Source organism: Streptomyces sp. NPDC054975 (genome assembly GCF_053609105.1).
Genome location: NZ_JBSGWV010000010.1, coordinates 70,323 through 82,453, shown reverse-complemented (window position 1 = coordinate 82,453; position 12,131 = coordinate 70,323). Strand labels below are relative to the sequence as shown.

Sequence of the window (12,131 nt, the reverse complement as noted above, 5' to 3'; positions counted from 1 at the left end):
GGCGAACTCCCTCCGGTGATCGTTCCCCTGGCGCGTGCCCGGCCCCCGCGGGCGCAAACGACACAGCGCCTCACAGGGCTTCGGCGGCCGTGCGCAGGTCGGCGACCAGGCCCGCGTACGCCGCGTCGCGGTCCTTGGAGCGCAACACGGCCGATGGATGGACGGTCGCGAGCACCCGCGTGCCGTCCTCGGCGCCCGGCAAGGGGCGCGGGACACCCCGGTCGGTGCCGACCCGGAACGACGAGCCGAGCAGGGAACGGCCGGCCGTGGCCCCCAGGACGATGACCAACTCGGGCGAGACAAGACGGAGTTCCGCCATCAGCCACGGACGGCAGGCGAGGGTCTCCCGAAGACTCGGCGGCTTGTGGATGCGGCGCTTTCGGGCCTCGTCCAGAGTGAACTTGAAGTGCTTGACCGCGTTGGTGACGTAGAGGCCCTCCTCGTCGATCCCCGCCTCACGCAGGGCCTTGGAGAGCAGCCGGCCGGCAGGCCCCACGAACGCCACACCCTCCCGGTCCTCCTGATCGCCCGGCTGCTCGCCGACGAGCATCACCCGGGCGTCCGAGTCACCCCGGCCGAAGACCGTGCCCGTCGCGTCCCGGTGGAGGGGGCACCCCTCGCAGTCGGCCGCCGCCCGCCGGTGCGCCGGCAGTCCGCCACGCTGCGGCAGATACGGCGTCGCGTCGTACGGCTCGGGTCCGGATCCATCCTCGCGTCGGCCCGGCATCCCGCACCTCCCCGGCTCGGGGGCGTCGTTCGTGCCCGGTGCGAGTGCCCGCCGGTCACGGTGGCGAAACGGGGTCGAACGCCCGCCTGGCCCGCAGGATTGACCTCGATCGGCCCGGGAAGACGCCCACCGGCGGTGCACGACGCCGCCCGACACCCCCGCACGGACCGTTCGAGCCCCCGGAGGATCGACACCATGAGCAGGGCCTTCGACGTCGCCTCATTCCTGGACAACGTGCTCGTCGCCCGGGCCCAGCGGCAGCGGCCCTCGTCGCTGGCGGGCCGCACCGTCGTCGTCACGGGCGCGAGCGCGGGCGTGGGCCGGGCCGTGGCCCGGGCCTTCGGTGAGCAGGGGGCGCGCGTCGCGCTGCTCGCGCGCGGGCGGGTCGGTCTGGAGGCCGCGGCGCAGGACGTCGAGCGGGCCGGCGGACAGGCCCTGGTGGTGCCGGTGGACATGGCACGGCCCGCCGCGGTGGAGGAAGCGGCCGAGCGGGTGGAGCAGTCCCTCGGCCCCATCGACGTCTGGGTGAACAACGCCTTCGCCTCGGTCTTCGCGCCGTTCCTCGACGTCGACCCCGACGAGTACGCGCGCGTGACGTCCGTGACGTACCTCGGTTACGTCAACGGGACGCGCGCCGCACTGCGCCGCATGCTGCCCCGCGACACCGGTGCGGTGGTGCAGGTCGGCTCGGCGCTCGGCGAGGTGTCGGTGCCGCTCCAGTCGCCGTACTGCGGCGCCAAGCACGCGATCAACGGCTTCAGCGCCTCCGTACGGCTCGAACTCCTGCACCAGCGCAGCGGCGTGGCCCTCACGATGGTCCAGCTGCCCGCCCTGAACACCCCGCAGTTCTCCTGGGCCCTGTCCCGGCTGCCGAACCGACCCCGGCCCGTGGCGCCGGTCTTCCAGCCCGAGGTGGCCGCGCGGGCCGTCGTCCACGCCGCACTGCACCCCCGCCGCAAGGAGTACCGGGTGGGCGCCTCGACCGCCGCGGCCGTCATGGCGCGCAGGCTCGTCCCGGGCGTCGTGGACCGCTACCTCGCCCGCACCGGGTACAGCTCCCAGCAGACCGACACGCCCACGGAGGGCGGGACGCCGGACCACCCGCTCTGGCAGCACAACCTCTGGGAACCGCTGGACGGACCCGGCGGCCGGGACCAGGGGGCCCACGGCGCCTTCGAGGCGGAGTCGGCCGGGCGCTCGCCGTACGCCGCTCTGGCGCGCCACCCGGCCGCCGTCGCCGGCGCCGCCTCGGCAGCCGCCGGCCTCGCCTTCGGCGCCTTGCGCCAACGCGCGCGCCGCGGCGGAGGACGTGGCCCGGGCCGTTAATCCTCCCGATCGTCAGGGGTCTCCCACGAGTCCCGGCGGGCCCGGGCGGGAGGGTTCGGCTCCGTGGGCGGCGTGGCGCCCGCCGCCCGGCGGGCAGACACCCGCCGGATGCCGAACCAGATGGCGGCGACCAGGAGTCCGGCCACGACCACGCCGACGATGATGAGGAAGAGCGACGACCCGAGGGTGGCCGCGAGAGGCAGCTCAGTGATCATGCGCTGCGCCTACCCCCTCTCGCCGTCCGCACGCCTCCGCGTACGGCCCGGCCGCTCCCAGGCGTCCGCGCGCGTACGCCTGGGAGGGGAGGGCTCCGTTTCTCCGTGGATGCCCCGCTTCCGCCCCGCACATCCGCACCCGAGCCTCTGCGTAACCGTGCGGTATGAGAGCGTGCTCGGCGTGAGTGAGACACCGACGAACACCCTGCAATACCGCCTCGACGGGAGGGAAGACGCCCCGGTTCTGGTCCTGGGCCCTTCGCTGGGCACGACCATGCACATGTGGGACCGGCAGATACCCGACCTCACCCGCCAGTGGCGCGTCGTCCGGTTCGACCTGCCCGGACACGGCGGGGCCCCCGCCCGGCCCTTCACCTCCGTCGCCGAGCTCGGCGACCGGCTGCTCGCCACCCTCGACGAGCTGGGCGTCCAGCGCTTCGGCTACGCGGGCTGCTCCATCGGCGGAGCGGTCGGCCTCGACCTCGCGCTGCGCGCACCCCACCGGGTCGCCTCGCTCGCCCTGGTGGCCGCCTCGCCCCGGTTCGGCAGCGCCGACGAGTTCCGCCAGCGCGGTGTGATCGTCCGTACGAACGGCCTCGACCCGATGGCCCGTACGGCCCCCGAGCAGTGGTTCACCCCCGCCTTCTCCGCCGCGCAGCCCGCCATCGTCGAGTGGGCCGTACAGATGGTCCGCACCACCGACCCCGGCTGCTACATCGGCGCCTGCGAGGCGCTCGCCCTCTTCGACGTCCGGGACGCCCTCGGCCGGATCGGCGTCCCCGCCCTGGTCCTCGTCGGCTCCGAGGACCAGGTCACCGGCCCCGCCGAGGCGCGCACCCTCGTCGCCGGGATCGCCGACGCCCGGCTCGCCGTCGTCCCCGGCGCCTCCCACCTGGCCCCCGTCGAGCAGCCCGCCGCCGTCACCGAGCTGCTGAACGGCCACTTCGCCGGGATCGTCCACGACACCCAGGCCACGCTGCCCGCGCCTCCCATGCCGCCCGTCTCCGCCACCGTCGTCCCGGTCGCCGAGATCGCGCCCGCCGAGCCGGCCGCCGAGGCCGCCGCCGGGAGCCTGCGCCCCGACCCGTACGAACGGGGCGACAAGCTCCGCCGTGAGGTCCTTGGCGACGCCCATGTGGAGCAGGCCCTGGCCGACGAGTTCGGCGCCGACCTCCAGTCCCTCGTCACCCGCTACGCCTGGGGCGAGGTCTGGAATCGGGACGGCCTGGACCGCCGCACCCGCAGCTGCGTCACCCTCACCGCCCTGATCGCCGGCGGCCACCTCGACGCCCTCGCCGACCACACCCGGGCCGCCCTGCGGAACGGACTGACCCCCGACGAACTGCGCGAGGTCGTCATCCAGACCGCCGTCTACTGCGGGTTGCCGACCGCCGAGAGCGCCCTGCGCGTCGTCGGCCGAGCGATCAAGGAGGAGACCACCCCCCAGGCGTAGGCTGGCCGGGCCCGTACGGCCCGTCGTGAGGTGGAGTCCTGTGAAGCTGACGAAGAAGTCGCACGCCTGCGTCCGCCTGGAGAAGGACGGGCGGACGCTCGTCATCGACCCGGGCGGCTTCAGCGAGCAGGACGCCGGCCTCGGCGCCGACGTCCTCCTCGTCACCCACGAACACCCCGACCACTTCGACGAGGACCGGCTCCGGGCCGGTCTGGAGGCCAACCCGGCGGCCGAGATCTGGACCCTGCGCAGCGTCGCGGAGCAGCTCTCGGCCGCCTTCCCCGGGCGCGTCCACACCGTCGGCCACGGTGACACGTTCACCGCCGCCGGTTTCGACGTCCAGGTCCACGGCGAGCTGCACGCGGTGATCCACCCGGACATCCCGCGGATCACCAACATCGGCTTCCTGGTGGACGGCTCGGTCTTCCACCCGGGCGACGCGCTGACCGTGCCCGACCACCCCGTGGACACGCTGATGCTGCCGGTGATGGCCCCGTGGAACAAGATCTCCGAGGTCATCGAGTACGTACGCGAGGTCAAGCCGCGCCGCGCCATCGACGTGCACGACGCCCTTCTCACCGACCTCGCCCGGCCGATCTACGACCGGCAGATCGGCGCGCTCGCCGGTACCGACCACGGCCGGCTGACGCCCGGCGACTCCACGGAGCTGTGATCGCGCGGTGAACGACCGGGGCCGACGGACAACCACTGTCATACCCCGCCGTTAGGCTTGCGCTCATGCGCATCGCCACCTGGAACGTCAATTCGATCACCGCCCGCATGCCCCGACTCCTGGCCTGGCTGGAGAGCACCGGCACGGATGTGCTGTGCGTCCAGGAGACCAAGTGCACCGCCGAGCAGTTCCCCACCGACGAGCTGCGCGAGCTGGGGTACGAGTCCGTGGTCAACGCCACCGGCCGGTGGAACGGCGTGGCCCTGCTCTCCAAGGTCGGCCTGGAGGACGTCGTCATGGGCCTGCCGGGCGGGCCCGAATACGAAGGCGTGCAGGAGCCCCGGGCCATCTCCGCGACCTGCGGACCGGTCCGGGTCTGGTCGGTGTACGTGCCGAACGGCCGCGAGGTCATCCACGAGCACTACGCGTACAAGCTCCGCTGGCTGGAGGCGCTCCAGGCGGCCGTCGCCGAGGACGCGGCCGCGGCCCGCCCCTTCGCCGTGCTCGGCGACTACAACATCGCGCCCACCGACGACGACGTCTGGGACCGGGCGGCCTTCGAGGGCCTCACGCACGTCACCGAGCCGGAGCGGGCCGCGCTGGCCGGTCTGCGGGAGACGGGCCTCACGGACGTGGTCCCGCGCCCGCTGAAGTACGACCACCCCTTCACGTACTGGGACTACCGCCAGCTCTGCTTCCCGAAGAACCGGGGCATGCGCATCGACCTGGTGTACGGCAACAAGCCGTTCGCCGACGCGGTCAAGGACAGCTACGTGGACCGCGAGGAGCGCAAGGGCAAGGGCGCCTCCGACCACGCCCCGGTCGTCGTCGACCTGGACGTCTAGAGGTTCCCGGAGGCGTCCCCCGCCTCCCGGACCGCCGGTCGCTCGTTCTCCCGCGTGCGGATGATCTCCGCGCGCCGGGTGGTGCCACGGGAGGGTGAAATGCGACGCTGTTCGGATGAACATCCCGTTCCTGGACAACTGGCGCAAGCGGCACGAAGCCGATCATTCCCCCTTGGTCGCGGCCTTCGACAGTGACCCAGAGGGGATGGGGGAACTGCTCGCCGAGTGCGAACTGCTGCGCGCCCGGGTGCAGGACCACGGGGTGACGCTGGACGACACCCCGCACTCGCTCGCCGCCCTCGACCAGCTCCCGCCCCGCTGGCGCGACGACCCGGAGGAGCTGCCCTGGATCGGCAACGACGCGGGCCTCTATCTGGGCACCGTCATCGTGCGGAACGTGCCGGGCGCGAGCTGGCAGGTGTGGCCCGGCGGTCAGCCGGTCGTGCGGCTCGCCTCGGGCCGGGAGATCAACGTGGTCGAGGCCGGGCTCGACTGGGCGATGACGGGATCGCCCGAGCTCTCCCAGATGTACGGAGAGGCCGCCGAGTTCTGAACCCGTGGCTCCGCCCCCGCCAGGACACCCTTTTGCAGTAAATACGGCTTATGCCGCCTTTATGCGTGTCGAGCGCGAAGTCCCCTTGTGCGACGGATAGTTTGCGCTGACCTCGGCACACGGAGAAGGGGGCAGGGGAGCGTATGACGGTCGTCGATCCGTTGATCGAGCTACGGGACGTCAACAAGCACTACGGCACGTTGCACGTCCTTCAGGGCATCAGCCTCACCGTCGGGCGCGGGGAGGTGGTCGTCGTCATCGGGCCCTCGGGCTCGGGCAAGTCGACCCTCTGCCGGGCCATGAACCGGCTGGAGGCCGTGGAGTCGGGCGAGATCATCATCGACGGACAACCCCTCCCGGAGGAGGGGAAGGCGCTGGCCCGGCTGCGGGCCGAGGTCGGGATGGTGTTCCAGTCCTTCAACCTCTTCGCCCACAAGACCGTCCTCGCCAACGTCTCCCTCGCGCAGATCAAGGTCCGCAGGCGCAAGAAGGAGGAGGCCGACCGGCGCTCGCGGGAGCTCCTGGACCGGGTCGGCCTCGCCGCCCACGCCGACAAGTTCCCCGCCCAGCTCTCCGGCGGCCAGCAGCAGCGCGTCGCGATCGCACGCGCCCTCGCCATGGACCCCAAGGCGCTCCTCTTCGACGAGCCGACCTCCGCCCTCGACCCCGAGATGATCAACGAGGTCCTGGAGGTGATGCGGCAACTCGCCCGCGAGGGCATGACCATGGTCGTCGTCACCCACGAGATGGGCTTCGCCCGCTCCGCCGCCAACCGGGTCGTCTTCATGGCCGACGGCCGCATCGTCGAGGACCGCACACCCGAGGAGTTCTTCACCAGCCCGCGCAGCGAACGCGCCAAGGACTTCCTGTCCAAGATCCTCAAGCACTGAGCGGGGGTGGACATTACATGCACCGTACGCGACGTCCTCTCGCCGTCCTCGCGCTGCTCGCCGCCGCGTTGACCACGCTGGTTGCCTGCGGCAAGGAGGGCAGCCCGCCCGTCAAGGGCCCACAGCCCGGCGAACTCCCCGCCTACCAGGTCCGGTCCGCGTTCCAGCTGCCCGACTCGCCGACCTGGCAGCGGGCGAAGAAGCGCGGCCACCTCGTCGTCGGAGCCAAGGAGGACCAGCCCTACATGGGGGAGAAGGACCCGGCCACCGGCCGGTACTCCGGCTTCGACATCGAGATCGCCAAGATGCTTTCCGCCTCGCTGGGTTTCGACCCGTCCTCGATCAGCTTCCGTACGATCGCCTCCGCCAACCGCGAAACCGCGCTGCAGAACGGCCAGATCGACTACTACGTCGGCACCTACACCATCAACGACAACCGCAAGAAGCTCGTCGGCTTCGGCGGCCCGTACTACATGGCCGGTCAGTCCCTGCTCGTACGCACCGACGAGAACGACATCGACGGGCCGCAGGACCTCGACGGCAAGCGCGTCTGCTCGGCCGCCGGATCCACCCCGTACCAGCGGATCGAGAGGGACTACCCGAAGGCGGAGCTGGTCGCCTACGACACGTACTCGGTCTGCGTCGACAACCTGCTCACCTACCAGGTCGACGCGGTCACCACCGACGACACGATCCTCATGGGCTACGCGGCCAAGGTCCCCGACGAACTCAAGGTCGTCGGCAAACCGTTCTCCCACGAGCCGTACGGGGTCGGCGTGCCGAGGAGCGACAACGCCCTGCGCCTCGCCCTCGACGACGCCCTCGCGGTCCACGAGAAGAACGGCGACTGGAAGAAGGCCTACGACGTGACCCTCGGCCTCTCCGGGGTCCCCGCCCCGCAGCCGCCACCCATCGACCGCTACCCGGCGAGCTGAGGAGGCAGCGCCCGACATGGACGTCTTGACAGAGAACTTCTCGCTCTACGGCAAAGGCTTCCTCGGCACCGTCGAACTCACCGTCTACGCCTCGGCCCTGGCCCTCGTCCTCGGCTTCGTGATGGCCGCCTTCCGGGTCGCGCCGGTCGGCTCCTTCCGGGTCTTCGGCACGGTCTGGGTCACCGTCCTGCGCAACACCCCGCTGACGCTCCTCTTCTTCGCGGTGATGCTGGGCCTGCCGCGGTTCGGAATCGTGCTCCCCTTCGAGCTGTTCGCCGTCCTCGCGCTCGGCTGCTACACCTCGGCCTTCATCTGCGAGGCGCTGCGGGCCGGCATCAACACCGTGCCGCGCGGCCAGGGCGAGGCGTCCCGGAGCCTCGGCATGACCTTCGGGCAGACGCTCCACGCGGTCATCCTGCCGCAGGCGTTCCGCTCGGTGATCCCGCCCATCGGCTCCACCCTGATCGCGCTCGCCAAGAACTCCGCCATCGCCGGGGCGTTCAGCGTCACCGAACTCCTCGGCACCTACAAGACGTTGAGCGAACTCGGCTACAACATCATCTGGACCTTCGTCTGGATCGCCGTCGGATATCTCATCATCACCCTCACCATCAGCGCCCTCTTCAACGTCCTGGAGAAGCGCTGGGGAGTCGCCCGATGACCGAGTCCACCGCCCTCTACGACATCCCCGGACCCCAGACCCGCAGGCGCCATCTGCTCTACGGCGTCCTCTCGACCCTCGTGCTCCTGGCCCTGGTCGGCCTGGTCCTCCATCTCCTCTTCGACACCGGCCAGTTCACGGCCACCAAGTGGTCGCCCTTCGAATACATCGGCATCCAGGAGCTGTTGCTCCGCGGTCTCGGGAACACCCTCAAGGCCTTCGCGTACGCCTCCGTGCTCTCCCTCGCCCTCGGCGCCGTCCTCGCCGTCGGACGCCTCTCGGAGCGGGCCGTCTTCCGCTGGGTCTCGACCCTGCTCGTCGAGTTCTTCCGCGCCATGCCCGTGCTGGTGATGATCTTCTTCATCTTCGTGGCGCTGAAGGTCCAGGCGCTCCCCGCGCTGGTCGCCGGACTGACCCTGTACAACGGCTCGGTGCTCGCCGAGGTGTTCCGTACGGGCATCCACGCGGTCGGCCGGGGCCAGGGGGAGGCGGCGTACGCGCTGGGGATGCGCAAGACCCAGGTGATGACCTACGTCCTGGTGCCGCAGGCGCTGCGCGCGATGCTGCCGGCCATCATCAGCCAGCTCGTGGTGGCGCTGAAGGACACCTCGCTCGGATTCCTCATCACCTACGAGGAGTTCCTGCACGCGGGCAAGCTGATCGCGTCGAACCTCGACTACGACCTGCCGTTCATCCCCGTCGTCATGGTCATCTCGCCGATCTACATCGGGATGTGCGTCCTCCTCTCCTGGTTCGCCACCTGGGTGGCCAGGAGGGAGAAGCGCGATCCCAGGACACAGGCCGTGGACGTCGCCCCGGCCGAACCAGGGACGCTGCTGCCGGGTGGGGCTCTCCCCACGGGGCCGTAGCGGCCGCGCAGTAGCTCGCGGGGAGCTTGGCCCGCCCGGCAGCAGCCGGTGATCACTCCGCCCGCAGTGGGACCGACACGTACGAGGGGTCGGCCGCCGGGGAGGAGAAGGTCAGCTGTGCGCCGGTCGGGTTGTGCTCGATGTAGAGCGGGTCGACGGTGTCGACGACCAGGGCGAGACGGTGGCCCGCGGGCACGTCGTAGGCCGTGGAGAAGAGCTCCAGGTCGACGGTGAACGGGGTGCCGGGCGTCTTGTCGTGGAACGTGTACGGGGCATTGCTGACCAGCTTGCCGAGGCCGAGCGGGCCCACGTCGTAGAGGTACGCGACGAGGGTGCCGCTCCCCTTGGTGGAGATGACCGTGGTGTGCAGCTTCGCCGTGCCGCGCACCCGCTGCGGCGCGTCGTACCGCTCGGACTGCCACACGCCGGCGAAGGAGCGGGGCAGGAGCGGGATCGAGGCGACGGGCGGGGCCTTGACCAGCTGGTCCAGGAGGTTGGAGAGCAGGACGACGCCGCCGTTGGCGCCCGAGTCGATGTTCGCCCAGATCCGCTGCGAGCCGCCGAGCGCGATCTTGCGTTCGTTCGCGCCGACCGACTTCCAGTCCGGATAGCCCTCGTAGCCGCCGGTCGACCGGGACTTGAGCTGCACGGGCCGCTCGCGGTCGATGCCGTTGTCGACGCCCTTGAGGTGGTGGTCGAACCAGCGGTGGGCGCTGGTCCAGGTGTCGTTGGGGAGCCCGAGCAGGCCGGTCGCCTCGGCGGTGGCGTGGTCGCCGGGGCGGAACTCCAGGCGCTTGGGGCCCTGGAGCTTCTCGTAGAAGGAGGCGTACTGGTTGGGCGGGAAGATGGTGTCGCCCCAGGCGTTGCCGAGCATGATCGCGGCGCCGTTGGCGTTGATCCGGTCCAGGTAGGTGGCCGGCGACCGCTTCTGTCCCCACGCGATCATCTCGCCTTCCTTGGCGAGGTTCGAGGAGAGGAAGTCGCCGAGGATTCCCTGGAGTTCGGGGCCGGGGCGGCCGGTGAGGTAGCCCGCGCCGCCGAGCAGCGCGGCGGCCTGGAGGTGCTGGGTGCGGCCGCTGTAGATGGACTCGATGAGGTCGGCCCAGCCGCTGAGGGCCGCGACGGCCTGGATCCGCTTGTCGTGCGCGGCCGCGAGGAGGCTGATGCCGGCGCCGTAACTCACTCCCGCCATACCGACCTTGGCCGGGTCGGCGGGGGTGTGGGCGAGGGCCCAGTCGATGACCTTGGACGCGTCGGCCACGTCCTTCGGGCCCGCTGTCTCGATCTCGCCGCCGGACTGCCAGAAGCCCCGGGAGTTGTAACTCACCACGACGTAACCGGAGTCGGCGAGCTTCTGAGCCTGGACGAGGTACTCGATCTGGGGCATGGCCCAGCTGGTGGGCAGGACGATCACGGGGTGGCGGGCCGAGGCGTCGGCGCCGGCGGGGGTGACCACATTGGCCTTGAGGACGGTGCCGCCGTCGCCGGCGATGTCGACGAAGCGGACGGAGGGGGCGGACGGGCCGGACTGCGCGGCGTGGGCGGCGGGGGCGAGCCCGAGGGCCGTCCCGGCCACCAGGGTGGCCGAGACGGTGAGGGCGAGAGGTGCACGCACGGGTCACTCCTTGCTCGTGTCACTGGTGGGGACAGTGCAAAAGTGACCCGACGGTAACCTGCCGGACTTACCCAAGGTAACCGGCCAGTAAGTTACGCGAGGGTAACGATTGTTGAACGCGTGATCAGCGCAGGGCGCTCTTGGCCTGCCACTCCTCCCACGAGAGGTTCCACTCGCCGTACCCGTTGTTCAGGGCCTGCGTCCCCTTGGCGTCGGAGCCGGTGACCTCGAAGGGGTCGCCGACCTGCACCTGGTCGTACACGGAGCGCGCGTCGGCGTCGCTCATCCCGATGCAGCCGGAGCTCTTGTTGGCGCTGCCGAAGTACGCCGCGTTCCAGGGCGCCGCGTGCGCGTACATGCCCGACCAGGTCAGCCGCATCGAGTAGTCGACCATCTTGTCGTAGGCGTCACCGAGGCCGACGGTCTCGGAACGCATGTTGATCGTGCCCTCCTTGGACATCAGGACCGTCTTCCCGCGCCAGGACGCCTTCTCGCCACCGGGCGTACCGGCCGACATGGGTACGTCCTTCACCGTCCGGCCGTCGCGCAGCAGGGTCAGCCGGTGGTTGTCGAGATCCACCTTGACCAGCTGGTTCATCCCGATCGAGAAGGTGGTGGTGTAGTCACGGACGAACCAGCCGCCCGCGACTCCGGAGTCGATGCCGCTCAGCGAGGCGTCCAGCGTGACCTTCGTGCCGGACGTCCAGTACGTCTTCGGCCGCCAGTCGACCCGGTCCTTGCCCGACCAGTCCCGCATCCAGCCCCAGGAGCCCTCGGTGTTGTTCGAGGTGGTGACCTTGAGCTGCTTCTCCACCTCGGCCTTGTTCTTCACCGGGTGGTCGAACACGATCGACAGCGGCTGAGCGATGCCGACGGTCGTGTTCTTCCCCGGGGCCAGCGTCAGCTTGTTCACCTTCTCGGGGGCGACCGTGGTGAACGCGGCCTTCGCGCTCCCGCCGGAGGCGTCCCGCGCCTCGACGGCGTACGCGGTCCCGGGCGTGGTCTTCCGCGTGGAGGTCCACTTCTTCCCGTCCGCGGAGACCTTCCCGTCGAGCCGCGCGCCCTTCGAGTCGGTCACCGTCACCTCGCGCAGGGTCCCGTCGGCCAGCGTCACGGTGACCGGCTCGCCGGCCTTCGCGCGGTCGCCGGTGAGGTTCACGGATATCCGCGTAGGGGGCACCTCCTTCCGGCCGCCTTCCCCGCCGTCGCCCCCGGAGGCCGCCGCACCCCCGGAGCACGAGGTGAGCGCGGCGACGGCGAGGACCCCGGCGGTGGCGGTGAGCAGGGCGCGCGGGCGGGTGCGGTTCACAGGGACAACCTCCGTAGTGATCTCTCTTGCCGAGGGAAGAGGGCAGGAAGACGGCGAAGG

13 protein-coding genes are annotated in these 12,131 nt (G+C 70.9%); 9 read left to right on the top strand and 4 right to left on the bottom strand.

The genetic code is table 11. The features are described from left to right. Window positions 1-70: 70 nt before the first annotated feature. Window positions 71-727 carry a UdgX family uracil-DNA binding protein gene (locus ACWF79_RS13225; protein ID WP_453728183.1) on the bottom strand — a complete coding sequence of 219 codons (657 nt, stop codon included), beginning with the start codon at window positions 725-727 and terminating at the stop codon, window positions 71-73. Window positions 728-922: 195 nt separating this feature from the next. Between ACWF79_RS13225 and ACWF79_RS13220 the strand changes: the two genes are divergently transcribed. Continuing rightward, window positions 923-2,053, top strand: coding sequence for an SDR family oxidoreductase (locus tag ACWF79_RS13220; protein WP_453728182.1), 1,131 nt, complete (start codon window positions 923-925; stop codon window positions 2,051-2,053). On the opposite strand, the gene ACWF79_RS13215 is transcribed toward ACWF79_RS13220, so the two are convergent. Next, window positions 2,050-2,268 (bottom strand): DUF6479 family protein, encoded by a 219-nt coding sequence (locus ACWF79_RS13215; protein ID WP_453728181.1) that lies wholly within the window; start codon window positions 2,266-2,268, stop codon window positions 2,050-2,052. The two genes, ACWF79_RS13220 and ACWF79_RS13215, sit on opposite strands and share 4 nt — an antisense overlap. A 181-nt stretch (window positions 2,269-2,449) precedes the next feature. Here ACWF79_RS13215 and pcaDC point away from each other — a divergent pair, with 181 nt between their 5' ends. The 8 genes from pcaDC (at window position 2,450) to ACWF79_RS13175 (ending at window position 9,147) form a co-directional block, all read left to right on the top strand. Beyond that, a complete protein-coding gene (gene pcaDC / locus ACWF79_RS13210) occupies window positions 2,450-3,721 on the top strand; it encodes a bifunctional 3-oxoadipate enol-lactonase/4-carboxymuconolactone decarboxylase PcaDC (RefSeq protein ID WP_453728180.1) in 1,272 nt (423 codons plus the stop codon). A gap of 40 nt (window positions 3,722-3,761) precedes the next feature. Next, a complete protein-coding gene (locus tag ACWF79_RS13205) occupies window positions 3,762-4,394 on the top strand; it encodes an MBL fold metallo-hydrolase (protein WP_453728179.1) in 633 nt (210 codons plus the stop codon). Window positions 4,395-4,459: 65 nt separating this feature from the next. Next, window positions 4,460-5,239: an exodeoxyribonuclease III gene (locus tag ACWF79_RS13200; protein WP_453728178.1), complete on the top strand. Its 780-nt coding sequence runs from the start codon at window positions 4,460-4,462 to the stop codon at window positions 5,237-5,239. A 115-nt stretch (window positions 5,240-5,354) separates the two neighbouring features. Next, entirely contained in the window at window positions 5,355-5,792 is a 438-nt protein-coding gene (locus ACWF79_RS13195) for a DUF6278 family protein (protein WP_453728177.1), read from the top strand. A 143-nt stretch (window positions 5,793-5,935) separates the two neighbouring features. Further along, window positions 5,936-6,682 (top strand): amino acid ABC transporter ATP-binding protein, encoded by a 747-nt coding sequence (locus ACWF79_RS13190; protein ID WP_453728176.1) that lies wholly within the window; start codon window positions 5,936-5,938, stop codon window positions 6,680-6,682. 17 nt (window positions 6,683-6,699) lie between these two features. Continuing rightward, window positions 6,700-7,617 carry a glutamate ABC transporter substrate-binding protein gene (locus ACWF79_RS13185; RefSeq protein ID WP_453728175.1) on the top strand — a complete coding sequence of 306 codons (918 nt, stop codon included), beginning with the start codon at window positions 6,700-6,702 and terminating at the stop codon, window positions 7,615-7,617. 16 nt (window positions 7,618-7,633) lie between these two features. Then, complete coding sequence (locus ACWF79_RS13180) at window positions 7,634-8,278, top strand: amino acid ABC transporter permease (RefSeq protein WP_453728174.1); 645 nt, start codon at window positions 7,634-7,636, stop codon at window positions 8,276-8,278. Beyond that, a complete protein-coding gene (locus ACWF79_RS13175) occupies window positions 8,275-9,147 on the top strand; it encodes an amino acid ABC transporter permease (RefSeq protein WP_453728173.1) in 873 nt (290 codons plus the stop codon). The genes ACWF79_RS13180 and ACWF79_RS13175 overlap by 4 nt, the downstream gene beginning before the upstream one ends. Before the next feature lie 52 nt (window positions 9,148-9,199). Here the strand turns inward: ACWF79_RS13175 and ACWF79_RS13170 are convergent, their stop codons facing one another. Together ACWF79_RS13170 and ACWF79_RS13165 are read right to left on the bottom strand one after the other, a co-directional pair. After that, entirely contained in the window at window positions 9,200-10,762 is a 1,563-nt protein-coding gene (locus tag ACWF79_RS13170) for an alpha/beta fold hydrolase (RefSeq protein WP_453728172.1), read from the bottom strand. A 124-nt stretch (window positions 10,763-10,886) separates the two neighbouring features. Next, window positions 10,887-12,071 carry an Ig-like domain-containing protein gene (locus tag ACWF79_RS13165; RefSeq protein ID WP_453728171.1) on the bottom strand — a complete coding sequence of 395 codons (1,185 nt, stop codon included), beginning with the start codon at window positions 12,069-12,071 and terminating at the stop codon, window positions 10,887-10,889. Window positions 12,072-12,131 lie beyond the last annotated feature (60 nt).